At 73.4% G+C, this 22598-nt stretch carries 18 protein-coding genes and 1 pseudogene; 12 read left to right on the top strand and 7 right to left on the bottom strand.

Going from position 1 to position 22598, the window contains the following annotated elements; all coding sequences use genetic code 11:
• The first annotated feature begins 190 nt into the window (after positions 1-190).
• The 5 genes from AB0B97_RS25405 (at position 191) to AB0B97_RS25385 (ending at position 8742) form a co-directional block, all read left to right on the top strand.
• Positions 191-3088, top strand: a complete 2898-nt coding sequence (locus AB0B97_RS25405) for an AAA family ATPase (RefSeq protein ID WP_357497002.1) — start codon at positions 191-193, stop codon at positions 3086-3088.
• Between the two features lie 134 nt (positions 3089-3222).
• A complete protein-coding gene (locus tag AB0B97_RS25400; protein ID WP_234590474.1) occupies positions 3223-3993 on the top strand; it encodes a DUF5995 family protein in 771 nt (256 codons plus the stop codon).
• 488 nt (positions 3994-4481) lie between these two features.
• Positions 4482-4871 carry a hypothetical protein gene (locus AB0B97_RS25395; protein WP_234587034.1) on the top strand — a complete coding sequence of 130 codons (390 nt, stop codon included), beginning with the start codon at positions 4482-4484 and terminating at the stop codon, positions 4869-4871.
• Positions 4872-4971: 100 nt separating this feature from the next.
• Positions 4972-7065, top strand: coding sequence for an amino acid transporter (locus tag AB0B97_RS25390; protein ID WP_357496999.1), 2094 nt, complete (start codon positions 4972-4974; stop codon positions 7063-7065).
• Positions 7066-7233: 168 nt separating this feature from the next.
• Complete coding sequence (locus AB0B97_RS25385) at positions 7234-8742, top strand: hypothetical protein (protein WP_357496997.1); 1509 nt, start codon at positions 7234-7236, stop codon at positions 8740-8742.
• A 154-nt stretch (positions 8743-8896) separates the two neighbouring features.
• On the opposite strand, the gene AB0B97_RS25380 is transcribed toward AB0B97_RS25385, so the two are convergent.
• Positions 8897-9856, bottom strand: a complete 960-nt coding sequence (locus AB0B97_RS25380) for a TIGR03557 family F420-dependent LLM class oxidoreductase (RefSeq protein ID WP_357496995.1) — start codon at positions 9854-9856, stop codon at positions 8897-8899.
• Between the two features lie 190 nt (positions 9857-10046).
• Positions 10047-10253 (bottom strand): hypothetical protein, encoded by a 207-nt coding sequence (locus AB0B97_RS25375; protein WP_007460667.1) that lies wholly within the window; start codon positions 10251-10253, stop codon positions 10047-10049.
• A 252-nt stretch (positions 10254-10505) separates the two neighbouring features.
• Between AB0B97_RS25375 and AB0B97_RS25370 the strand changes: the two genes are divergently transcribed.
• Positions 10506-11333, top strand: a complete 828-nt coding sequence (locus tag AB0B97_RS25370) for a hypothetical protein (protein ID WP_357496993.1) — start codon at positions 10506-10508, stop codon at positions 11331-11333.
• A gap of 40 nt (positions 11334-11373) precedes the next feature.
• Here the strand turns inward: AB0B97_RS25370 and AB0B97_RS25365 are convergent, their stop codons facing one another.
• The 5 genes and pseudogenes from AB0B97_RS25365 to AB0B97_RS25345 all read right to left on the bottom strand — a co-directional run bounded on the left by AB0B97_RS25365 (position 11374) and on the right by AB0B97_RS25345 (position 16758).
• Positions 11374-12579 (bottom strand): low temperature requirement protein A, encoded by a 1206-nt coding sequence (locus AB0B97_RS25365; RefSeq protein WP_357496991.1) that lies wholly within the window; start codon positions 12577-12579, stop codon positions 11374-11376.
• A gap of 201 nt (positions 12580-12780) precedes the next feature.
• Positions 12781-13017, bottom strand: a pseudogene (locus AB0B97_RS25360) (hypothetical protein); the annotation flags it as partial.
• 1136 nt (positions 13018-14153) lie between these two features.
• On the bottom strand, positions 14154-15503 hold the full coding sequence (locus AB0B97_RS25355; RefSeq protein ID WP_357496989.1) for an NAD(P)/FAD-dependent oxidoreductase: 1350 nt from the start codon (positions 15501-15503) through the stop codon (positions 14154-14156).
• Position 15504: 1 nt separating this feature from the next.
• Positions 15505-15852 carry a TcmI family type II polyketide cyclase gene (locus tag AB0B97_RS25350; RefSeq protein WP_357496987.1) on the bottom strand — a complete coding sequence of 116 codons (348 nt, stop codon included), beginning with the start codon at positions 15850-15852 and terminating at the stop codon, positions 15505-15507.
• Between the two features lie 93 nt (positions 15853-15945).
• Positions 15946-16758 (bottom strand): BTAD domain-containing putative transcriptional regulator, encoded by an 813-nt coding sequence (locus tag AB0B97_RS25345; protein ID WP_234587055.1) that lies wholly within the window; start codon positions 16756-16758, stop codon positions 15946-15948.
• 444 nt (positions 16759-17202) lie between these two features.
• Here AB0B97_RS25345 and AB0B97_RS25340 point away from each other — a divergent pair, with 444 nt between their 5' ends.
• From AB0B97_RS25340 to AB0B97_RS25315, 6 genes are all read left to right on the top strand, one after another.
• Complete coding sequence (locus tag AB0B97_RS25340; protein WP_234587057.1) at positions 17203-17541, top strand: TcmI family type II polyketide cyclase; 339 nt, start codon at positions 17203-17205, stop codon at positions 17539-17541.
• Positions 17538-19292, top strand: coding sequence for an acetyl-CoA carboxylase carboxyltransferase subunit alpha (locus tag AB0B97_RS25335; protein WP_357496984.1), 1755 nt, complete (start codon positions 17538-17540; stop codon positions 19290-19292). The genes AB0B97_RS25340 and AB0B97_RS25335 overlap by 4 nt, the downstream gene beginning before the upstream one ends.
• Before the next feature lie 194 nt (positions 19293-19486).
• Positions 19487-19960: a biotin/lipoyl-containing protein gene (locus AB0B97_RS25330; protein ID WP_357497343.1), complete on the top strand. Its 474-nt coding sequence runs from the start codon at positions 19487-19489 to the stop codon at positions 19958-19960.
• A 19-nt stretch (positions 19961-19979) separates the two neighbouring features.
• Positions 19980-21422, top strand: a complete 1443-nt coding sequence (locus tag AB0B97_RS25325) for an acetyl-CoA carboxylase biotin carboxylase subunit (protein WP_357496982.1) — start codon at positions 19980-19982, stop codon at positions 21420-21422.
• Entirely contained in the window at positions 21419-22195 is a 777-nt protein-coding gene (locus AB0B97_RS25320; protein ID WP_357496980.1) for an SRPBCC family protein, read from the top strand. The genes AB0B97_RS25325 and AB0B97_RS25320 overlap by 4 nt, the downstream gene beginning before the upstream one ends.
• On the top strand, positions 22188-22592 hold the full coding sequence (locus tag AB0B97_RS25315) for a cupin domain-containing protein (protein WP_357496978.1): 405 nt from the start codon (positions 22188-22190) through the stop codon (positions 22590-22592). The genes AB0B97_RS25320 and AB0B97_RS25315 overlap by 8 nt, the downstream gene beginning before the upstream one ends.
• Positions 22593-22598: the final 6 nt, after the last annotated feature.

Genomic DNA, 22598 nt, shown 5'->3' with positions numbered 1-22598 from the left:
GTGCGCACCGGTCCTTCCCCCGCTGGTGGCTGACGACCCTCGGAGATTGGCATTCCTGGGCTGACGGGGGATCGGCAGAACGACGTATGTCGGCCACTCGCAACCATTAGTCGCAATGTCGACGCGAGGAGTACCACAAGCGGCAGATGGCCGTAGAACGGTACGGGGGCGTGTGATTAGGCTGCGTCCCATGGCCAGCGATGTGGACACCGCACCGCTCGTGGGCCGGGCCGAGCTGGTGCAGACGGTTCGGTCGGCGTTGCTCGGTGACGTGGCACAGGGGCAGACGGCCGCCGTCTTCCTGACCGGTGAGAGCGGTGTGGGCAAGACCCGCCTCCTCGGTGAGATCGGTGCCCGATTGCGCGACCAGGGCGCATTGGTGCTCACCGGCAGTTGCCTGGACATCGGCGACGCCTCGCCGCTGCACCCGTTGCTGCAGGCGTTGCGGCGTTTCGACGCGGACCTGTCCGCGGCGCAGGCGCGCACCTCCTCGGCGGTGCGCGGGCTGTTGCAGATGTTCGCCGACGAGACGGGCGGCCCGGACGGCGCCGGTGCCCTGCTGGAACGCGTCTCCAGGGGCCTGCACCTGATCGCCGAGGGGCGACCGCTGGTGCTGATCCTGGACGACCTCCAGTGGGTCGACCGCAGCACCCGCCAGCTGCTGCTCTATCTGCTGGCCGGTCTCGGTGACCTCCAGCTGTCGGTGCTGGCCGCGGTGCGGGCCGAGTCGTTGCAGGGCGCGCACCCGCTGCGCCGGGTGCTCACCGAGCTGCGCCGGCTGCGGACGGTCCGGGTGCTGGACCTGTCCCCGCTGGACCGCGCCGGCACCGAGCAGCTCGCCGCCGCGGTGGTCGGGCGGACGCTTGCGCCCGACGCCGCCGAGCAGGTGTGGCAGCGCAGCGGCGGCAACCCGTTCGTCATCGAGGAGTTGGCCCGCGACCTGCGCGACGGGCGGGACGGGCTGTCCGAGACCCTGCGGGAGATCTTCCTCGATCGGGTCGACGCGCTGCCGCAGCACGCGCACGCCGTGGTGCACGCCGTGGCGGCGGGCGTCGAGCCGGTGCAGCACTGGCTGCTGGCCGAGGTGCTGCGGCTGCCGGAGGACGAGCTGATCGACGCCGCGCGCGCCGCGGTCGCGCACCGGCTGCTGGTCGGCGCCGATGACGGCTACCGGCTGCGGCACCGCCTGGTCGCCGAGGTGCTGTCGCACGAACTGCTGCCGGCTGAGCGCTCCGGCCTGCACCGCCGCTACGCCGAGGCGCTGACCGCCGCGCCGGGCGAGCTGCACCAGGCCCGGTTGGCGCATCACTGGCGGCTGGCGGGTGAGCCGGCGCGGGCGTTGCCGGCGGCGGTGGCCGCCGCGCAGGAGGCCGAGCGGCTGCAGGGTTACGCCGAGGCGCACCGCCACTGGACGGCGGCGTTGCACCTGGCCGGCGACTCCGGCTCGGTGGAGGTGGACCGGATCGAGCTGCTCGGCAACGCCGCCGAGGCGGCCCACCACTGTGGGGAGCACGCCCGCGCGTTGGCCCTGCTGGAGGAGTTGGCCGCGCTGCGGGGCGGCGAGCCGAGCTGCGCGCTGCACATCCGCCGGGCCCGTTACCTGGCCGCCGCCGGTCGCTCGGCGCTGGCCGAGGAGGAGTACGAGCGGGCGCTGGAGGCGGCGGACTGCTCGCCGCGGGACCGGGCCGCCGCAGCGGCGCGGCTGGCCGAGCTGTTGCTGCACCTGGGCCGCTACGCCGACGCCGGCGCGCGGGCGCGCGAGGCGCTGGCGCTGGCCGAGAACGCGGAGGGTTCCGCCACCGAGGTCGTGCTGGCCAGCTCGGCGCTGGGCTTCAGCGACGCCTTCCTGGAAGACCCGGACGCCGGTCTGGCGGTCATGCGCGACGCCCTCGACACCGCCGAGCGCGCCGGCCAGCCCGAGGACGTGGCGTGCGCCTACCTGCACCTGGCGGAGCTGCTGACCGGGCCGCTGAACATCCTCGAAGAGGGCGTGGTGGTGGCACGGCGCGGCGCCGAACGGGTGGCCGAGCTGGGGCTGGGGCGTACCTGGGGCACCCGGCTGCTGGCCATCGCCATCAACGGGCTGTTCCGGGTGGGCCAGTGGGCCGAGGCGGAGAAGGTGGTCGCCGTGGCCCTGCGGCACCGACCGTCCGGCGCGGACGCCGTCGAGTTGCTGCTCGCCCGATGCCGGCTCTCGGTGGGCTACGGCGACATCGAGGCCGCCGGCCGGGACCTCGACGCGGTGGCGACCCTGCTCGCCGGCGGTGGGGCCCGCCACGTCATCCCGCTGCTCACCCTGCGGTCCGGGTTGGCGATGTGGGAGGGCCGGCACGACGTGGCGCGGCTGGCGGTCCAGCGCGGCCTCACCGAGAGCCGCTCCGACGACGTGATGATCCTGTCCGCACTGGTCTGGCACGGGCTGCGCGCCGAGGCGGAGGCGCACGCCAGCCGCACGGTGGCCGTGGACCCGACGGCCGTACGCCGGCTGCGGGACGTCGCCGACCGGATGGCGCGCAAGAGCGCCGGAGCGGCCCGACCGGTGCGCTCGGTGGTGGAGGGCTTTCTGGCCCTGTGCGCCGCCGAGGTGAGTCGTCTCGACGGCAGCGACCCGGAGCTGTGGGCCACCTCGGCCGCCGAGTGGGACCGTCGTAACCACCCCTATCCGGCAGCGTACTCCCGGCTGCGGCAGGCGGAGGCTCTGCTGGCCCGGCGCAGTCGGGTGGCCACCGCGGGCAAGCTGCTGCGGGAGGCGTACCGGGTGGCGCAGGGGTTGGGCGCGGTGCCGTTGACCTCGGAGATCCGGGAGTTGGCGGGGCGGGCCCGGGTGCCGCTGGCCGAGCGCGACGCCGACGGCGCGCGGCCCGTCGCGTCGGCCGAGCCGGTCGACGACGAGTTGGCGGCCCTCACCGCGCGCGAACGGGAGGTGCTCGCGCTCGTCGCCGAGGGGTTGACCAACAAGGAGATCGGGCAGCGGCTGTTCATCAGCGAGCGGACCATCGGTGTGCACGTGTCGCACATCTTCGACAAACTCCAGGTCCGCACCCGCGTCCAGGCCAGCGCGATCATGTTGCGCAACTCCCGCGGCTGACGGCACCGGTACGTATCCCGGCGCGTGTGCGCGCCGGGATACGTCGTTCTACTGATCCGGGCGGCGGCCCTCGGCTGAGAGGCTGAGCCCCGTCGACGGCGTCACGGGGGCGTCACGACCACTATGGAGGAGAGATGACCGAACCCGTCTGGGGGCCCGTGCACCGGGACATCGTCGACCTGTTGGCCGACCACCCGGCGGACGTGCCAGCGGTGGTCGATCACCTCACCAAGCTCCAGGACATGCTGGTGCGGCTGCCACCGCTGGAGGCGAGTTGCCCGCTCGCCGACTTCAACAAGCTCTACCTGACGATCACCAGCAGCGTGCTGGACGGCCTGTACGACGACCGTTTCGTCGACCCGGTGTTCCTCTCCCGGCTGGACGTCGAGTTCGCGGCCCGCTACTTCGACGCCCTGCGGCTGTGGACCGACTCCAGCCCCGGGACGCCGAAGGCGTGGTCGTGTCTGTTCTCGCGGATGCGCGGGCCGGACGCCCGCCCGTTGCCGTCGGCGGCGGCCGGCGTGAACGCGCACATCAACTTCGACCTGCCGTTCGCGTTGGTGACGACGTTCGACCACCTGGAGTCGGAGCCGGTCGACGGCACCGACCAGCACCACGACTACCTCGAGATCAACAACATCTTCGCGGACAAGATCCCCGGCCTGCGGCGAGGCTATCTGGAGCGGTGGCAGCTGCTCATCGACATGCTCAACGGCGACATCGACGACTGGTACCAGGGGGAACTGGTCGAGTACACCCGCGATGTCGCCTGGCGCAACGCGCAGAAGATCTGGCGGTGCCGGCACGATCCGGAGGCCCGCGAGTGTGAGCGCACGCGGCTGGACGACAACGCCGCGGCGCTCGGCCGGTTGCTGCTCTCGCCCCTCGGGGCGTTCCTGCAGTAGCCGGGACGGGGGGTCCCCGCGCTCCGCCCGTGGGGGCGGCGGAGCGCGGGGGCGCGTCCGCCCCACCAGCTCCACCACCCGCGAGTCGGCCGGTGCTCACCGGCGACGGCGGGGAGTCAGCCGGTCGGCCCGGGGGGTGTCGACCGTCTGCCGCCGTCGGCCGGCCCGGGGGGTGCCGGCCGGCGGCGGGGGAGCCGGTGCGGGCCGGGCTCGCTGGGCCGGCCGGCGGCGACGGGACGGGTCGCCGGCCGGCCCAGCGGCCACGCGGGGGACGCCCGCCGGCCGGTGGCGGGGGATCAAACCGGCCGCGGGGCGTTCGGTGGTCGACAGGACACGGCCCAGGGGTGTCGGTTGGCTCGTACGGGGTACGCCCGCGCCATGACCGTCCTGGCCCGGCGCCGCCCCGCCGCCCGACCCCGACCCGCGCGGCCCGGCCCGCTACGCCCGGGCGGCCCGGTGCCGCGACCCGATGTCCGGCCCGGGGCGCGATGAGCGCCGCTGCGGCCCGGTTCCCGTTCCGCTTCGACCCGGCGTTCCGTCCACCGTTGGCGCTGCTGGGCGTCCGGCCGGCGACGGCCTGGGTCACCGTCACCGACCAGGACCTGGTGATCCGGTACGGGCCGTGGCGGCTGCGCACCGGCCGGGACAACGTGATCGGCGCCGAGCTGAGCGGTCCGTACCGCTGGTGGCGGGTGATCGGCCCCCGCCTGTCGATGGTCGACCGCGGCGTGAGCTTCGGCAGCAGCACGGCGGGCGGGGTCTGCCTGCGCTTCGGCGTACCGGTGCCGGCCCTGGCGCCCGGCGGCCGGCTCCGGCATCCGGCGGCCACCGTCACCGTCGCCGACCCACCGGCCCTGGCGCGGCTGCTCGCCGGATGAGGACCTGCCCTGAGTAGGCCATCCGCGTACCCGGTTCCGCCGGTCGGACCGCCGCGCACCACCTACCGTCGGAGCAGGACCTGCGAGGGTGGGACGGGCGATGGCTGACGAGCACCGGGCGAGACCGCGACGCTGGAGCGGACGCCGCCATACGCCTACCGGACCGGACCCGGCGCTGCGCGCCGCCCGCGACCCGGCCCGCCCGCACTCCGGCGGCCGTCAGGGTGTCGTGGTGCCCGAGCGGGTCGACAGCCCGGCCCGGTCGGCGCCGCCGGCCAGCCCGCTGCGGCGGTGGCTCTTCGAACACCAGGTGCAGCCGCCGGGCCCGGAGACGGCCGAGGGGCAGAACCGCAGGCACGCGTGGTGGCAGGTGATGTGCCTGACCGGCGTGGACTACTTCTCGACCCTGTCGTACCTGCCGGGCATCGCGGCGGTGGCGGCCGGCGCGCTGTCCCCGCTGGCGACCCTGCTGATCGTCGCGCTGACCCTGTTCGGCATGTTGCCCATGTATCGCCGGGTGGCCCAGGAGAGCCCGCACGGGCAGGGCTCGGTGGCGATGCTGGAGCGGCTGCTGCCGTTCTGGCGGGGCAAGATCTTCGTGCTCGTGCTGCTCGGGTTCGTGGCCACCTCGTGGATCATCACGATCACCCTGTCCTCGGCCGACGCCACAGTGCACCTGCTGGAGAACCCGTACCTGCCGGACGCCCTGCACGGCCCGGCGGTGCCGGTGCTGGTCACCGTGGCGCTGCTGCTCGTCCTCGGCGGCGTGTTCCTGCTCGGCTTCCGCGAGGCCGTCGTGGTGGCCATCCCGCTGGTGGCGGTCTTCCTCGTCCTCAACGCGGTGATCGTGGTGGTCGCGGTGACCCGGATCGTCGAGGACCCCGCCATCGTGTCGGACTGGACGACCGCGCTGACCGCCGGCGGCGGGGCGGGTCACGTCCTGCTCACGGCAGTGCTGGCGTTCCCGCTGCTGGTGCTGGGGCTGTCCGGCTTCGAGACCGGTGTCAGCATGATGCCGCTGGTGTCGGCCGACGGCCCGGACCGGCCGGCCCGGCTGGCCGCCCGGATCCGCAACACCCGCCGGCTGCTCACCACCGCCGCGCTGATCATGTCGGTGTACCTGATCTCGACGACCTTCGTGACCACCGCGCTCATTCCCGCTGCCGAGTTCCGCCCGGGCGGCCCCGCGAACGGTCGGGCGCTGGCCTTTCTGGCGCACACCTATCTCGGCGAGGTGTTCGGCACCGTCTACGACGTGAGCAGCGTGCTCATCCTCTGGTTCGCCGGCGCGTCGGCCATGGCCGGGCTGATCAACATCGTGCCGCGCTACCTGCCCTCGTACGGCATGGCCCCGGAGTGGGCGCGCGCGGTACGCCCGGTGGTGGTCGTCTACACCGTCGTCAGCGTCGCCATCACGATCGCGTTCCGGGCCGACGTCAACGCCCAGGCCGGGGCGTACGCCACAGGCATCCTGGCGATGATGGTCTCCGGCGCGGTGGCGGTGACCATCTCCGCGGTCCGGCACCGCCAGCGCGTCGCCGGCATCGGCTTCACGGTGCTGACCCTGGTGCTGCTGTACGCGCTGCTGGAGAACGTCGTCGAGCAGCCGGACGGGATCACCATCTCGGCGCTGTTCATCCTCGGCATCATCGTGGTGTCGCTGATCTCCCGGGTCACCCGGACGACGGAGCTGCGCGCGGAGCGGATCGAGTTCGACGAGCCGGCCCGCCGGTTCGTCGCCGAGTCGCTGGCTCATGACGGGCAGCTGCACCTCATCGCGAACAAGCGCCAGAGCGGCTCGGTGAAGGAGTACACGATCAAGGAGCGGGCGCAGCGGGGCATGAACCCGGTGCCCGGGGCCGCGGACGTGCTGTTCCTGGAGATCGACGTGGTGGATCCGTCGGGGTTCAGCCAGGTGCTGCGGGTGCACGGCGTCGAGGTGGCGGGCTTTCGGGTGCTGCGGGCCAGCAGTCCGGCCGCGCCGAACGCGATCGCCGCGATCCTGCTGGCGCTGCGCGACGCCACCGGGGTACGCCCGCACGCGCACTTCGAGTGGTCCGAGGGCAGCCCGATCGCGCACCTGCTGCGCTACCTGATCCTCGGCCGGGGGGACACCCCGCCGGTGGTACGGGAGATCATCCGCCGTACCGAGCCGGACCCGCTGCGCCGGCCGGGCATCCACGTCGGCGGGTGACCGCACGCACCGTCTGGTGTCGTTAAAGATGAATGGCAGCACTATTCACGTTCACACCTTCCTGTCCGTATTGCGGCCATATGGTGACCTTTGGTGGTCGACGGCACGTCGAGCACCCCACGCCCCGATTGGCGTGGACCGTCACGTACCCAGGAAGGCAGGCACCTGATGTCCACGTACCGAGGAGGAGACCGCCCGGCACGACCCCGACGGCGGTCCCGATGGTTCTTAGCCGGCGGGCTCCTGGCCGGGAGTCTGGTGGTGGGAGCGGCCGGCGCCGCCGCCGCGGCCGACCGCGACCTCTCCCTCCCGGGCCTGGACAGGTTGACCAGCGCGGCCAGCCGCGACGACGACCGGCGGGACGACGACCGGTCCGGGCCGGAGCGTGACGGCGATGACGCCGAGCGGGCCCGACCGCACACCCCGGGCACCGGCAAGCGGGGCGTGGTCGCGGTGCCGTGCGACGCGGCGAAGCTGGTGGCCGCGCTGGTGGCGGCCAACGCGGAGGGCGGCGGGGAACTGCGGCTCGCGCCCCGGTGCCGGTACACCCTCACCGAGGCGTTCCACGAGACCGACCAGTACGACGGCGGGATCCGTGACGCTCGGGAGCAGGCCGACGCGGCGGAAACCCCCGGCGACGCGGACGCCCCGCCGCACAACCCGGCCGACGACACGTCCGGCCTGCCGGTGATCTACCAGGCCATCACCATCGACGGCGCCGGCGCGACAATCGCCCGTGACGCCCAGGCCGCGCCGTTCCGCTTCTTCACCGTCCGCGACGGTGGCGAGCTGACCCTGCGCGACGTCGAGCTGCACAATGGCCGTTCGGCCATCGAGGGCGGCAGCGTGCACGTCGTGCACGGCGCGACGGCAGTGGTGGAGCGGGTGACTGTCACCCAGAGCACCTCGCTCTCGCCCGAGGGCGGCGGCGGCGGGATCTTCAACGACGGCAACATGGTGGTCAGCGACTCCACCTTCATCGGCAACAGCGCCTCCGGCGCCGCGGGCAAGGGCGGGGGCCTGCTCAACGGCGGCGTGCTGACGCTGAAGCGCTCGGAGTTCCGCCACAACAGCGCCAACGGCTACGGCGGCGGGCTCGGCAACTACCGGGGCGCGGCGGACGTGGACACCACCACGCTCGCCGAGAACAGCGCCGCGCAGGGCGGCGGGCTGGCCAGCTTCTCGGCCCGCACCAAGGTGTACGACACCGAGCTGCTGAACAACACCGCACAGGTCGGCGGTGGCGCCGCCAACTCCGACGCGGTGCTGGTGATGCGCAAGATGACCATCCGCGGCAACACCTCCACCGTCAACGGCGGGGCCATCTCCACGGTCAAGGGCCTGCTGCCCCTGGACGACAGCGTGGTCGCCGGCAACACCACGCACGGCATCGGGGCCGGCATCTACGCCGAGAAGTCCAACCTGCTCGTGCGCGGCAGCGACGTGACCGGCAACGAGGCGGTCGGCGCGACGTCCAAGGGCGGCGGCATCTACGCCACCGCCGGCTCGGTGGCGCTCTACACGAGCAAGGTCACCCACAACGCGGCCACGGTGAAGCCCGGCGGCATCTTCGCCGAGCACGCCCAGGTCAAGATCGACGATGAGAGCGTGGTCGTCGAGAACGAGCCGACCAACTGCGAGGGCAGCGCGGTGCCGATCGCGCACTGCTTCCGCTGAGGCGTCGACCCGCGCGCCTCGTCCCGAGCGCAGCCATCCTGAGCCCGCCCGCCCGGACAGCCGTCCGGGCGGGCGGGCGTTTCCGTGCGCCGCTGCCGGCGTGGTCGCACGCCGCGCCCCGACCGCGGTCGGTCCAGCGTCCGAGCTGGCGGGCTCAGCTCGGCGAGCGCAGCCGGCCGGAGAGGTCGGCGGCGAAGAAGTCGAGGAAGCCGTCGGGGTCGCCACCGGCGTTCTGCAGCACGATGTGGTCGAAGCCGGCGTCGACGTACGACCGGACCTTCGCCACGTGCGGCTCGGGGTCGGGGCCGACGGCGAAGAGCTCGCGGATGTGCTTCTCCTCCACGTGCGCGCTGGCCGCGTCGAAGTTGACCGGATTCGGCAGCTCGCTCATCACCTTCCAACCGGTGACCATCCACCGGCTGGTCTGCAACACCGCCTGCACCGCCTGGTGCTCGTCGGCGGCCCAGGCCAGGGGCACCTCTGCGTAGCGCGGGCCCGACCCGTCGGCACGCCGGTAGTGCTCGACGATCGAGGGGTCCGGATCGGTGGCGAACAGCCCGTCGCCGAGTTCGGCGGCGAGCCGGGCCGATGCCTCGCCGCTCGCCGCGACCGCGATCACCGGCGGGGTGTCCGGCAGGTCGAAGACCCGGGCGTCCTCCAGTTGCAGGTGTCGTCCCTCGTACGACTGGTAGCCGCCCTGCCAGAGCAACCGGATGATCTCCAGCGCCTCGCGCAGCCGTTCGTGCCGGCCCCGCACGCTGGGAAAGCCCTGGCCCACGACGTGTTCGTTGAGCCGTTCGCCGGCCCCGACGCCGAGGGTGAAACGTCCGTCGGAGATCAGCGCCATGGTCGCCGCCGCCTGCGCGATGATCGCCGGGTGGTAGCGCACGGTCGGGCAGGTCACGCCGGTGGCCAGGCCCAGCGTGGTGGTGCGCGCCGCGATCGCGCCGAGCACGCTCCAGGTGAAGGACGAGTGGCCCTGCGCGTCCAGCCAGGGGTGGAAGTGGTCGCTCATCTCGACGAAGTCGAAACCGGCCTGCTCGGCCCGGACGGCCTGGCGGATGATCTCCTGCGGTCCGAAGCCCTCCGAGGCCAGCTTGTAGCCGATCTGCATGGCACGCTCCCGATTCCGTCCGCCCGCTGACGCCGGTCGGTTCCCGCCTGCGGGACCGACAAACGCCGCCCCGCGTCCAAACCAGCCTCCTAGGACGCCCTACGCGGTGTGGCGGCGCCCCCGGACCCTGGACAGCGGACGGCCCGCGCCCCGTTCGAAGGGGCGCGGGCCGGTGGGTCGCGTACGCGTCCTACTTGGACGGCTCGGGCAGCTTGCAGTCGACCTTGGGGTTGGCCCCGATGTAGTTCAGCGGTCCGGCCACGATGGTGACCAGGATCGTGCCGGCCTCGGCGCAGTTGGTGTCGTCGCCGCTGTAGTAGCCCCGCTGACCGCCGGCGATGGCGCCGATCACCAGCCAGATCACGACGATGACTCCGAGTATCGAGGTGCCGCGCATCGCTGCCTCCTGAAGGAATGTGGTGGATCTGAGGTGCAGGCGTTGTACCCAATCGGGTCGCGCGGCTAACGGTGGGCGTCCGACACCCCCGCCGGATCCTCCGTCCGGCCGATGCCGTCCGCCGTCGGTACCGCACCGGCATCGGCCGCCCGCATCGCGTACCGACCGTCGGCTATCGGATCGCCGACCGACCCGGCCCCCGGGCGGGCCACCGGACGTAGAACTGCGTCACGGCCCCGCCGAGGAGGACCCATGAACGCCCCGACCCCGTCCCTGTACATCGACCGCCCCGAGGACGTCGCGGTCGCGGCCCGCGCGCTCGCCGGCGGCGCGGTCGTCGCGGTGGCGTTCGCCAACTTCTACGCGATAGTCACCCGGCCCGACGCGGCCACCGTCGGCCGGGTCAACCTGGCCAAGGGCCGCCCGGTCCACCAGGTCGGCAGCATCACCACAGCCATCGGGCGGATCCCGGGAATGTTCGACTGGTCCCGGGTCTCGCCCCGGTTGCCGATCGCCCGGGTGCGGGCGCTGATGGACGCCCTCTACGGCGCCGGGCCGTTCGGCTTCCGGGGCCCCGCCGCCGACCGGCTGCCCGAGCACGTCACCCAGCGCGACCGCGGCCTGCGTACCACCCAGGTCATCGCCCCCGGTCTGACCTGCCCGTCCAACACGTTCTTCGAGCGGGCACTCGCCGAGACCGGCACCGATCACCTGTACATCACGTCGGCGAACCGGTCCCGGCACCACACCGGGGCCGTCGAGGAGCCGGCGCACTGGAAGGCCGGCGCGCTCGCCGCCGACTTCGCCCACCTCGACGACCTGCTGGTGCTGGCCCACCCGGACGAGGCGGCCGCCCGTGCCGCCTACCCCGGTTACCTCACCACGTCGGTGACCCTGCTGTCCTTCCACGCGCCGGAGTGCGAGCTGGAGGAGCCGCCGGTGCTGACCGTGGACCGGCACGGTTCGCTGCACCTGGACGACGTGCGCCGGGCCGCCGCACCGCTGGGCCTTCAGGTGCGCCTCGGTACCGCCGCCGGACAACGGTTGCAGGTCCGGGGGTACGCGGGAGCGCTGGTGTGAGCCACCGCCGGGTCGGCCGGGTGGTGCCCGGCGCGGGGGCTCAGTGCGGCGGAGCGGGAGCTTCCGGCGGTTTGCCGCGACTGCGGCGGTAGTCGGCGTACGCGACGCCGACCAGCACCAGCAGGGCGCCGAGGGAGGCGCACAACGGCGGCAGGTACAGCACCCCCGGTGCGATCGTCAGCAACGCCAGGAGACCGCCGGCCCGCGACGGCGACACCCGGCTGAACACTTCGTACTCGAATGAGGACCGACCGACCAGGAACAGCGCCGGGCCGCCGAGGATCACCGCCGCCCAGGCCGGCGGCGTACGGCCGGGGTCGTCGTGCAGCACCAGGTCGAACCCGGAGGCCGTGACCACCACCCCGGCGATCATCAGCAGGTGGGTGTACGGCGCGGTGAGCAGGAACCGGCCCGGCGCTCCGGACATCTTGATCGCCGTCGGCAGCAGCTGGCCGGACTTGTGGACGTAGATCCGCCAGAGCACCAGGGTGGTCGCGAACGCCACGGCGAACGACGCGATGTTCTGCGCCTCGGAGTGGGACAGGTTGAACATGGTGCCGATGGTCAGGATGCAGTCGCCGAGGGCGATGATGAAGAACTGCTGGTACCGCTCGGAGAGGTGCTCGGCCGTGACGTTGCGCTGCGGCTCCGGCACCGCTCCCAACCCGGGCACCGGGTACGCGAGCCGGAAGCCGCTGTAGTCGATGGCGAGCGCGATGGCCCAGCACGCCAGCCGGGCGTCGCCGCTGACGTACGCCCCGATGATCCAGGGGATCGCCGACACCGCGAACCAGACGAAGATGCGCACCGCCCTGCGCTGGGTCTGCGGTTCCCGGCGCACGGCAGGCATCAGGAACAGCCCGCGCCCGAGGTGGATGGTCACGTACGTGGCGGCGAAGACGATTCCCCGTGCGCCGAACGCCTCCGGGATCGCGGTGGTCATCAGCAGGGCGCCGAACATGACGGCGCTGATCAGCAGCTTGATCTCGGTGCGTTCCGGGTCGTACAGGTCGGTGACGAGGGTGGTGATCGCCCACGTCCACCAGACGGCGGCCAGCAGGATCAACGACTGACCGGCCCGATGCCAGTCGAGCTGGTTGACCATGCCCCGCGAGATGAGGGCGAGCGCGACCACGAACACCAGGTCGAAGAAGAGTTCGAGCAGCGTCACCCGGCGGGGGGCGTCCGGGTCGCGCACCGGCGGTCGGGTCTTGCGGTGCCCGGGCTCCGGCGCGGAGTACTGCACGATCGCTCCCGCGGTGCCGGTGGACTCGGCGAGCCGTCCGGCCCACCTTGACCGACGCTAGCCGGCGGCCGGCCGCGCCAGTGGGGATTCGTCCAGCCGTCCCCCGACCGGGGAGGGGCCCCGTCCGCTCCGCCGAAACGACGGAACCCCCGGGCCCGACCGTCGAGAAGACGGGCGGTCCCGGGGGTTCGCTGTCGGCACTCAGCCCTGGCTGCCGCCCGGCAACACCGCTGTCGCCTGGTCACCGGCGCCGGCCAGCACCCGCGCCTGCTGCGGCCAGGTGGCCAGTGCGGGTGCCGCACGCAGACCGGCGGCCCGGATCAGGTCGCGCAGCGCCGGCTCGTCCAGCTCGCCGAGCTGGCGGTAGGTGCGTACGCCGGCCGCCTGCAGGGCGGCCGCCATCTTCGGCCCGACCCCCTGGATCCGGCGGAAGTCGTCCGCCGGGCCCGTCGGCTCGGTGTCGACCTGCGTCGCCGTGGTGTCGGCCGTCCGCACCGGCGGGGCGGCCCGCACCGGCTCGACGTCCTCGACGTCCGCCGAGGACGCGACCGCCGCGACCGCCGGCGCCGCCTCGGCCGGGGTGGCCTCGGCGTACGTGGTCTCGGTCTGCGGGGCCTCCGCCGGGTCGTTCCCGGCGTCGGTGGTGTCCGCCGGGCTGGTCGCGGCCGGGCTGGTCTCGGCGTCGGTGGTCTCGGCCGGGCTGGTCGCGACATCGCTGGTCGCGACATCGCTGGTCGCGACGTCGGTGGTCTCGGCCGGGCCGGTCTCCGCCCGCGGGACCTCCGCCGGGGTCACCTCGGCGTGGGACGCCTCGGACGGCAGGGTGTCGGTGCTGTCGTCCATCGGCTGGCGCGGGGCGATCACGGTCGCCGGGGCGGGCTGCTCGTCGACCGCTACCGGCTCGGGGTCCGTCGTGAACGCGGGCACCTCGTCGACCGCGCCGGTCCGCTCGGGGGCGGGCGGCGGCGCGTCGGTGAGGGCCATGTCGCTTGTGTCGACGGCGTCCGGGGCGGAGTCGTCACGCGTGGTCACCGCGGCCGGTGCGCTGACCGTGTCGACCGGGACCGGCTCCTCGCTGACCGCGGCCGGGGGAGCGTCCACGGCCGCCGCCGGGGTGGACTCGTCGGTGGCGGCCGGCGGCACCGGAGCGTCGATCACGGCCAGGCCGGCGACGGGGTCACCGTCCACGATCGACTGACCCCGCCCGCTGGCCCGCGTGTCCTGCCGGCCGCGCAGCAACCATCCGGCGGCCAGGCCCAGCAACAACGCCAGTACCACTATCAGCGAGTGTCCGATAGACCACTCCACGGCGAACCTCCCTCTCTGCTCGTCGAATAAGTCACGAGAAAAACTCGCCGCAGCTTTGCACACGCGCTTTGCCGACGACAGAGAGGACCGGCCGTCGGGACGGTCATCCCGTGGGGTGCCTGGCGGGTGACGCAGCGTCGCAGCCCCGACAGGACGCGACAGGCAGCGGCCACGCCACCGATGCGCGCGACGACGCAGGGCCGGACCCCGCACACGAAGCGACCCGGGCCGGCGCGGTCGCCGTGCCCGGGTCGGTGGTGCCGCGTTCAGTCCTGGTCGCCCTCGTAGGTGTGGAAGTCGTCGACGAAGCGGCGCCGCAGTGGGGGCACCCGGCTGGTCACTCCGAAGTAGCCGCGCGCACCGAGCAGCGCGAGTCGGCCCACCACCGGCCGGTACATCCGGTCGTCGCCGCTGGTGCCGCTGCGGTGCAGCGAGTCGGCGACCCGCGCGAAGCCGTACGGCACCATGGCGGCCTCGTAGTCCGCGACCGCCTGCACCAGCGTCTTGTCCCCGGCGGCGGCGCGGGTGAGGTGCTTGCAGAGCAGGCGTGCGTCGCGCAGCGCGGTGTTCGCGCCCACCCCACGCCCCGGCGTCATGGTGTGGATGGCGTCGCCGAGCAGGGTGACCGTGCTGCTCTTCCAGGGTGGCGTCGGCTCGGACGTGCTCACCTTGATCGGCAGGGCGCTGTCCGGATCGCTCATCCGCAACAGTTCCCGCAGGTGCGGATGCCAGTTGGGGGTGAGGTCCAGGGCGACGCGGATCAGGTCCGCACCTCGACGTTGCAGCACGTCGGCCGGGAAGCGGCGGGCCGTGCTCCAGATGATCAGGTTGATGTAGTCGGCGCTGGTCTGCGCCGACAGGCCGGACCAGGCCCGCAGCAGGGCGGCGTCGTCGTCGCTGACGCCCGGCTTGATCGCCCGGTCGGCGTCCCACTTGAACTCCATCACGTGCAGCACACCCATGGTCCCGCCGGCGCCGAAGATCAGCGAGATGCCCTTGCGGACCCGTTCGGGTACGAGGTCGCGGGTCTGCGCCGTCAGCGGAATGCGGGTGGCGATGTTGATGGTGCCGGCGTCGCGGGTCACCGCGTGTGGCAGGTACTGGCGGCGGACCGCCGAGTGTGTGCCGTCCGCCGCCACCAGCAGGTCGCCGGTGGCGCTGGTCCCGTCGGCGAAGTGCGCGGTGACCGTGCCGTCGTCGTGCTGCTCGTACCGGACGAAGGTCTTGTCGAAGCGCACCACGTCGCCCAGGTCGGTCAGCAGCACCTGCCGCAGCACCATCCGGGCCACCGAGTGTTCGGTGTGCACCGGGTCGACGGCCGGCCGCAACTCGAACGAGGCGGTCTGGCGCAGTCGCTGGGTGACGACGTTGAAGTAGCTCGGCGGTCGGGCGCAGGTGGCCAGGAACGTGGCGAACAGCTTCGGCGGCAGGCACTCGCGCAGCGCCAGGCTGCCGGTGGGGCCGATGCCCACCCGGTAACCGAGCAGCCCTTCGGCGCTGTTGCGGTGGCGTTCGTAGACGGCGACGCTGATCCCGGCGCGGCGCAGCCCGTGCGCGAGGCACAGACCTCCGGTGCCGGCGCCGATGATCAGGACGTGCGGTCCGGCGGCGGACATGTCAGCCGGCCGGGTGGGGCGCTGCCACGTCGGCCGCGTCCCAGCGGTAGAAGCAGTCGGCGATGGCGTCGCGGGGGGAGCGCCAGGTCGACAGGTACGGCGAGGTGTGGGCCGCGAGCCGCTCGTTCACCTGCGCAAAGAGCGGGTGGTTGCGGGCTGCGGCGAGGGCGCCCGGGTCGACGTCCGAGGTTTCGATGAGGTGCACGAACACGTCGTGCAGGCAGTACAGGGACCGGTGCGTGACGCCGGTCAGACCCGGTAGTTCGGTGGCGTCGGACTCGGCGAAGATCTGGGCGACCCGCTCCTCCGCGCCCGGGATGATCCGGCTGACGATCAGTAGACGACTCATGGGAACCCTTCCGCCGGTGGCCGGTCCCGACCCGTGGGCCGGTGGTCACGTGCTCGTTGTGCCCACCGTGCCGCAGGGTGTGTCACGTCACCGTCACGTGGGCCGCCCGGCCGGTGACGGCCGGGCGGCGGTCACCGGGCCGACGGTCGCGGGGCGGGTGGCCGCCCGGATCGGGGCGAGCGTGTCGTCGAGCAGGGCGCTCATCGCCGGGCTGGGCTCCAGGCGCAGCTCCCGGCGCAACAGGTCGCGGTAGACGTAGAAGGCGTGCACCGCCTCGAAGGCGTTGCCCTCGGCGAGATGGATACGCACCACCAGTCGGTGGGGCGTCTCGCGCAGCGGCTCGGCGGCCATCGCCTCCAACGCGGCCTCCAGCGCCTCGCCGTGCCGGCCCGCCGCGAGGTGCTGCGCGGCCACCTGCTCCAGCATGTGCAGGCGCAGTTGTCGCAACCGTTCCCGGTCCAGCAGGACCCAGTCGTCGTACCAGCCGGGCAGCAGGTCGTGCCGGCCGGCGGCGAGCGCGCCGGCGGTGGTCCGCGGGTCGTCGCCGTTGCGGACGCGGGCGGCCGTCTGGACGAGGTCGTCGACGTCGAGCCGTACCGCCGGGGCCAGTCGGACCGTGTCGCCGGCCACGACCATCGGGCAGCACGGGTCCTGCCGCAGCCGCCACAGCGCGGTACGCAGCGACGACAGCGCCCGCTCCTCCGACACGTCGGGCCAGAGCAGCCCGGCCAGCTGGCTGCGGGTGGCGCCGGGACGCAGCCCGATCAGCGCGATCACCCGTTGCAGGCCGCGTGGCACCACGATGTGCGCGGTGGCGTGCAGGAGCCGGAAGCCGCCGAGCAGATGCAGTGCAAGGTCGGCCTCGCCGGGACCTGCGGCGGTCGGCACGGACGGCTCAACGGCCACGGCGGCACCCCCTGCGGAACGCTCGTCCCGACTGTCTGCTGTGTCCCGGATCGGCTGCCGCCTCGCCACCGTCGACCCCGTCGATGGAATGCGACCACGGCTGTGAAGACGCGGCACCGCCCGCCGGAGCCGCCGGGCTGACCACCGTGAAGATTATCAATAATGGTCACGGTGAGTCAACGCCGATGTTGGCCTTCCCTCGACTGGGGGCAACCGTGAGATCGGTTCTGAACTGGTAAAACGTCATTCCTTTGGCTCGGGATGCACGCATGGGACGCATAGCTCATACACAGGTTGCGTCAACGCAGCGTCACCGTGCAGCGTCGACGGTCGGTTCGTCGCGGTGACGCCGCCGTGACGACGACTGCCGCATCGTGGCGGCAGTCGTCCAGCGCGACCGGAGGTTCACCGGCCGGCCCGGACGCCGTGGGGGGAGGCCCAGCCATGGAGCGATCGCTGATCGTCGCGAAGGTCGTACCGACCGCCGAGGAACAGGTCGCGGACATCTTCGCCGAGTCGGACGCGACCGAGCTGCCGCGCCTGGTCGGCGTCCGGCACCGCGCGCTGTACCGACTGCACGACCTCTACGTGCACCTGCTCGACACCGAGCATCCGGCGCAAGAGGCGGTGGAGTCCGCCCGTGGTCACCCCGAGTTCGTCCGGGTCAGCGAGCGGCTGCGGCCGTACGTCTCGCCGTACCTGCCGACCTGGCGCTCACCGCGCGACGCGATGGCGCACTGCTTCTACCGCTTCGACGCCCCGGACGCCGGAGGGCGCTCGTGACCGCCACCGCCGGGCCCGCGGAGCAACTCTGGTCCCGCTGCGCCGGCTGTGCGAGCCTGCTCTACCGCAAGCGGCTGCGCCGCAACCTGGACGTCTGCCCGGAGTGCGGTGAACACACCCGGCTCGGCGCCCCGGAACGACTGCGCCAGCTCGTGGACCCGGGCTCCCTGCGCCTCCTGCCCGACCGGCCGAGCGAGGCGGACCCGCTCGACTTCGTCGACGTGCTGCCCTACCCGCACCGGCTCAGCGCCGCGCGGGTCAGCACGGGCCTGGCCGAGGCGGTCCTGTGCGGCACCGCCACCATCGGCGGACAACCGGCCGCCCTGGCCGTGATGGACTTCCGCTTCCTCGGCGGCAGCCTCGGCTGCGCGGTGGGTGAGCTCATCACCCGAACCGCCGAGCAAGCGCTTGACGATCGCCTGCCACTGATCCTGGTCACCGCGTCCGGTGGGGCGCGGATGCAGGAGGGTGCCCTGTCGCTGATGCAGATGGCCACGGTCAGCCAGGCCATCGCCGCGCTGCGCGAGGCGGGTCTGCTCACCGTCAGCGTGCTCACCGACCCGACCTACGGCGGGGTGGCGGCGTCGTTCGCCACCAACACCGACCTGGTGCTCGCCGAGAGCGGCGCCCGGATGGGTTTCGCCGGACCACGGGTGATCCGCCAGGTCACCGGCCGGGCGTTGCCCGAGGGGTTCCAGACCGCCGACTTCCTGCTGCGCCACGGTCAGGTGGACATGGTGGTGCAGCGCCGGTCGCTGCGGGGTCGACTCGCGGCGCTGCTGGCCGCGGCCCGCGCCGGCCGTCCGGCGCGGGCACCCGTACCCCGTCAGGAGCCGGCGCGGCACCACGAACGCCTGGCCGGCGCGGCCCCGACGGTCCCGCCGGCGGAGGCCAACGGGGCCGCGCCGGCCGACGACGGCCCGACACCTGCGGTACGCGACGCGTGGGACACCGTGCGCACGGCCCGCCACCCGGGTCGACCCACCACCCTGGACTATCTCGACTCGGTCTTCGACGGGTTCGTCGAGCTGCACGGCGACCGGCTCGGCGGGGACTGCCCCGCCATCGTCGGCGGTGTCGCCCGGTTCGCCGGCCGGCACGTCATGGTCATCGGCCACCAGAAGGGACACACCACCGCCGACCTGGTCGCCCGCAACTTCGGGATGGCCAGCCCCGCCGGGCACCGCAAGGCGCTGCGACTCATGCGGCTCGCCGCGCGCCTCGGCCTGCCGGTGGTCACCCTCGTCGACACCCCCGGCGCGGACCCGGGGATCAGCGCCGAGGAGCAGGGCCAGGCGGCCGCCATCGCGGAGAACATCCTCACCCTCACCGTGCTGCCCACCCCCGTCCTCGCGGTGATCACCGGTGAGGGCGGCAGCGGTGGCGCGCTGGCCCTCGCCGTCGCCGACCGGGTGCTGATGCTCCAACACGCGGTGTACTCGGTGATCAGCCCGGAGGGCTGCGCCGCAATCCTCTGGCCGGACCGTTCCGCCGCGCCGCAGGCCGCCCGCGCGCTCCGGCTGACGGCGCCCGACCTGTGTCGTCTCGGCGTCGTCGACGAGATCGTCCCCGAACCGGCGACGGCCGCCCACGACGACCCTGCAGAGACCGCCCGACGGCTGCGCGCCGCGCTGCTGGCGAACCTGCTGCCGCTGCTGGACGTGCCGCCCGCCATGCTGGTCCGCCTGCGCCGGCAGCGGTTCCGCCGGTTCGGCGCCACCCGCGCCGGTGCCCGGGCGGGTGCCCGATGACCGCCACGCCCACGGCCTCCACGGTGGACAGCTCGAACGGTAGGCCGGACGCCGGGGCCCGCACCGACGAGGGCCGGGTCGACGCGGACGGCGGGCGCGTGGCGCAGACCGGCCCCGAGCCCGCCGACGCCGTCCTCCCGGCCGGACGTCAGCCGGCGGACGGGCAACCGGGGACCGACGCGGACGCCGAGGAGGTGCTGGCCGGGCTGCGTCGACAGGCACGGCACCTGCTCGCCGAACTCCCCGGCCCGGTGCGTCGGATCCGGCTGCGCAGCGGGACGACGGTGCTGGAGGTCCAGTGGCACCCGGACGAGCCGGCCGCCCGACCGGACGTACCCCCGGCACCGCCACCGGCCGGCGTCCCGCCCTTGGCGGGCGCGGGCGTGCCCGGCCCGCCGGCCGCGCTGATCCGGCCGCCGGTTCCCGGGCGTCCGGCGGTCCGGGCGCCGATCGTCGGCACCTTCTACCGCGCGCCGGAGCCCGGCGCGAGACCGTTCGTCGCGGTGGGCGACCTGGTCCGCCCCGGCCAGCCGGTCGCGATCGTCGAGGCGATGAAGCTGATGAACGAGGTGACCGCCGACCGGGCCGGGCGGGTGGCCGCGATCCTCGTCGAGGACGGCCAGCCGGTGGAGTACGACCAGCCACTGGTCGAGCTGGATCCGGCCTGACGGCGGGAATGGGTGAGCGATGTTCGAGACCGTGCTGATCGCCAACCGTGGCGAGATCGCGCTGCGGGTGCTGCGGGCGTGTCGGGAGCTGGGCGTGCGCACGGCGGTGGTCTACTCCGCCGCCGACGCCGACTCGGCGGCCGTACGCCTCGCCGACCAGGCCGTGCGCATCGGACCGGCGTCGAGCCGGCGCAGCTACCTCAACGCCGCAGCGATCATGGAGGCGGCCCGGCAGGTGGGCGCGCAGGCCGTGCACCCCGGGTACGGCTTCCTGTCCGAGGACGCCGACTTCGCCGAGATCTGCGCGGACAACGGCCTGACGTTCATCGGCCCGCCGCCGGCGGTGATGGCGGCGCTGGCCGACAAGTCCTCGGCCCGGGCCCTCATGAGCCGGGCCGGGCTGCCGCTGCCGGCGGGCAGCGTCGCGCCGGTGGCGACCGCCGCCGCGGCGGCCGAGGTCGCCGAGGCCGTCGGCTACCCGGTCATCGTGAAGGCCGCCGCCGGTGGCGGGGGCCGGGGGATGACAGTGGTGCGCCACCCGGCCGAGCTCGCCCGGGCGTACGCGCGGACACGGGCCGCCGCGCAGGCCGCCTTCGGCGACGACCGGGTGTACGTCGAGCGGTACCTCACCGAGGCCCGGCACGTCGAGGTGCAGGTGCTCTGCGACTCCCACGGCAACGGCGTGCACCTGGGCACCCGCGACTGCTCGGTGCAGCGCCGGCACCAGAAACTCGTCGAGGAGGCACCCGCTCCCGCGCTGTCCGCCGCCGTGCTCGACACCATCGCCGAGACCGCGCTGCGGGGCGCCCTGGAGGTCGGCTTCGTCGGCGCGGGCACGCTGGAGTTCCTGGTGGACGCCGAGGAACGCTTCCACTTCCTGGAGATCAACTGTCGGATCCAGGTGGAACATCCCGTCACCGAGATGGTCACCGGGATCGACCTGGTGCACGAGCAACTGCACATCGCCGCCGGCGTGCCGCTGCGGTGGCGGCAGGAGGAGATCCGGCTGCACGGCGTCGCCGTGGAGTGCCGCGTCAACACCGAGGACCCCGAGCGTGACTTCGCGCCCACGCCTGGCCGCCTGGAACGGTTCACCCCGCCCGGAGGGCCGTTCACCCGCGTGGACACCCACGCCAGCGCCGGCTACCTGGTCGGCCCCTGGTACGACTCGCTGCTGGCCAAGGTGATCGTCTGGGCGCCCGACCGGGAGCTGGCGCTCAATCGGCTGGAGCGTGCCCTGGAGGAGTTCGACATCGCCGGGCCGGGCGTGCACACCACCATCGGGTTCGTCCGGCGGGTGCTCGACGACGCCGCGTTCCGCAAGGGCCGCTACACCACCGGCCTGGTCGACCGACTGCTCACCACGCCGCCGCCGGTGCCCGCGCAGCGGTCGACGGCCACCCCCACACCCCGCGCCGCGCCCGCCGCGGAGCCCGACGTACCCAACCGGAGGACCCGATGACCGTCACCCATGGTCGCCCGATGACCGCCGAGATCACCGACATCCTGGTGGCGCACTGCGGGCTGGACGCCGACGCCGCCGCGCGGGCGCCCGCCGCGTCACTTGAGGAACTGGGCATGGACTCGCTCGCGCTGCTGGAACTCTCCGCGGTCGTCGCCGACCGGTGGCAGGTGAGCATCCCCGAGCAGGCCGGGCAGCTGAGCATCCCGGCGGTGGCCGACCTGGTCGCCCGGCGCACCGACCCGCCCGGGCACACCGAGAACTCCGTGGTCATCGACGCGCCGCTCGCGCTGGTGTGGGACGTCACCAACGACGTGGCGAACTGGACCGAGCTGTTCACCGAGTACGCAGTGGTGGAGATCCTGCACCGCGACGGGCACACCGTGCGGTTCCGGCTCACCATGTACCCCGACGAGAACGGGGTGTCGTGGAGCTGGGTCAGCGAACGCACCGCCGACCCGGTCAGCCGGCAGGTGCGAGCGCACCGGGTGGAGACCGGGCCGTTCGAGTACATGCGGATCCACTGGCGCTACACCGAGGAGGCCGACGGCACCCGGATGACCTGGACGCAGGACTTCGCCATGAAGCCCACCGCGCCTGTCGACAACGCCGGGATGACCGAGCGGATCAACACCAACAGCGTCATCCAACTCGCGGTGATCAAGGACCGGGTGGAACGGATCGCCCGCCAGCGCGAGGAGCAGAGCCGCGCGGCGACCGCGCAGGACAGCACGGTTGCCGGCGACGAGCCGACGGGGGCCCGCGATGAGTGACCTGGGCACCCGGCCGATCGCCGCGGCGGACGTACCTGCCGACCGGCGGCGCGGCGGCGAACTGCGGGTGCTGCTCGGACCCCGCACCGTCGGCAGCACCTCCGGCTTCCTCGGGGTGGCCACCCTCGCGCCGGGGGAGCGGATCGCCGAGCACTACCACCCGTACAGCGAGGAGTTCCTGTACGTGGCGCGTGGCGCGATCACTGTCGACCTGGACGACCAGCCCACCGAGGTCGCCACGGGTGAGGCGCTGTTCGTGCCGGTCAACGTGCGACACCGGCTGCGCAACACCGGATCCGAGCCGGCCGAGGTGGTCTTCCACCTGGGCCCGCTGGCCCCGCGGCCGGAGCTGGGACACGTCGACACCGAGCTGGTCGAGCAACGGGGCGGGTCGTGAGCGCGA

It is taken from the genome of Micromonospora sp. NPDC049004 (genome assembly GCF_040649315.1).
Lineage (GTDB): Bacteria > Actinomycetota > Actinomycetes > Mycobacteriales > Micromonosporaceae > Micromonospora.
The sequence above is the reverse complement of the archived record's forward strand: the minus strand, read 5'-3'. Positions and strand labels throughout refer to the sequence as shown.

Coding starts and splice junctions, on each gene's coding strand:
- AB0B97_RS25405 (WP_357497002.1), top strand. CDS start 191: ATGGCCAGCGATGTGGACACCGCACCGCTCGTGGGCCGGGCCGAGCTG.
- AB0B97_RS25400 (WP_234590474.1), top strand. CDS start 3,223: ATGACCGAACCCGTCTGGGGGCCCGTGCACCGGGACATCGTCGACCTG.
- AB0B97_RS25395 (WP_234587034.1), top strand. CDS start 4,482: ATGAGCGCCGCTGCGGCCCGGTTCCCGTTCCGCTTCGACCCGGCGTTC.
- AB0B97_RS25390 (WP_357496999.1), top strand. CDS start 4,972: ATGGCTGACGAGCACCGGGCGAGACCGCGACGCTGGAGCGGACGCCGC.
- AB0B97_RS25385 (WP_357496997.1), top strand. CDS start 7,234: ATGTCCACGTACCGAGGAGGAGACCGCCCGGCACGACCCCGACGGCGG.
- AB0B97_RS25380 (WP_357496995.1), bottom strand. CDS start 9,856: ATGCAGATCGGCTACAAGCTGGCCTCGGAGGGCTTCGGACCGCAGGAG.
- AB0B97_RS25375 (WP_007460667.1), bottom strand. CDS start 10,253: ATGCGCGGCACCTCGATACTCGGAGTCATCGTCGTGATCTGGCTGGTG.
- AB0B97_RS25370 (WP_357496993.1), top strand. CDS start 10,506: ATGAACGCCCCGACCCCGTCCCTGTACATCGACCGCCCCGAGGACGTC.
- AB0B97_RS25355 (WP_357496989.1), bottom strand. CDS start 15,503: ATGTCCGCCGCCGGACCGCACGTCCTGATCATCGGCGCCGGCACCGGA.
- AB0B97_RS25350 (WP_357496987.1), bottom strand. CDS start 15,852: ATGAGTCGTCTACTGATCGTCAGCCGGATCATCCCGGGCGCGGAGGAG.
- AB0B97_RS25340 (WP_234587057.1), top strand. CDS start 17,203: ATGGAGCGATCGCTGATCGTCGCGAAGGTCGTACCGACCGCCGAGGAA.
- AB0B97_RS25325 (WP_357496982.1), top strand. CDS start 19,980: ATGTTCGAGACCGTGCTGATCGCCAACCGTGGCGAGATCGCGCTGCGG.
- AB0B97_RS25320 (WP_357496980.1), top strand. CDS start 21,419: ATGACCGTCACCCATGGTCGCCCGATGACCGCCGAGATCACCGACATC.
- AB0B97_RS25315 (WP_357496978.1), top strand. CDS start 22,188: ATGAGTGACCTGGGCACCCGGCCGATCGCCGCGGCGGACGTACCTGCC.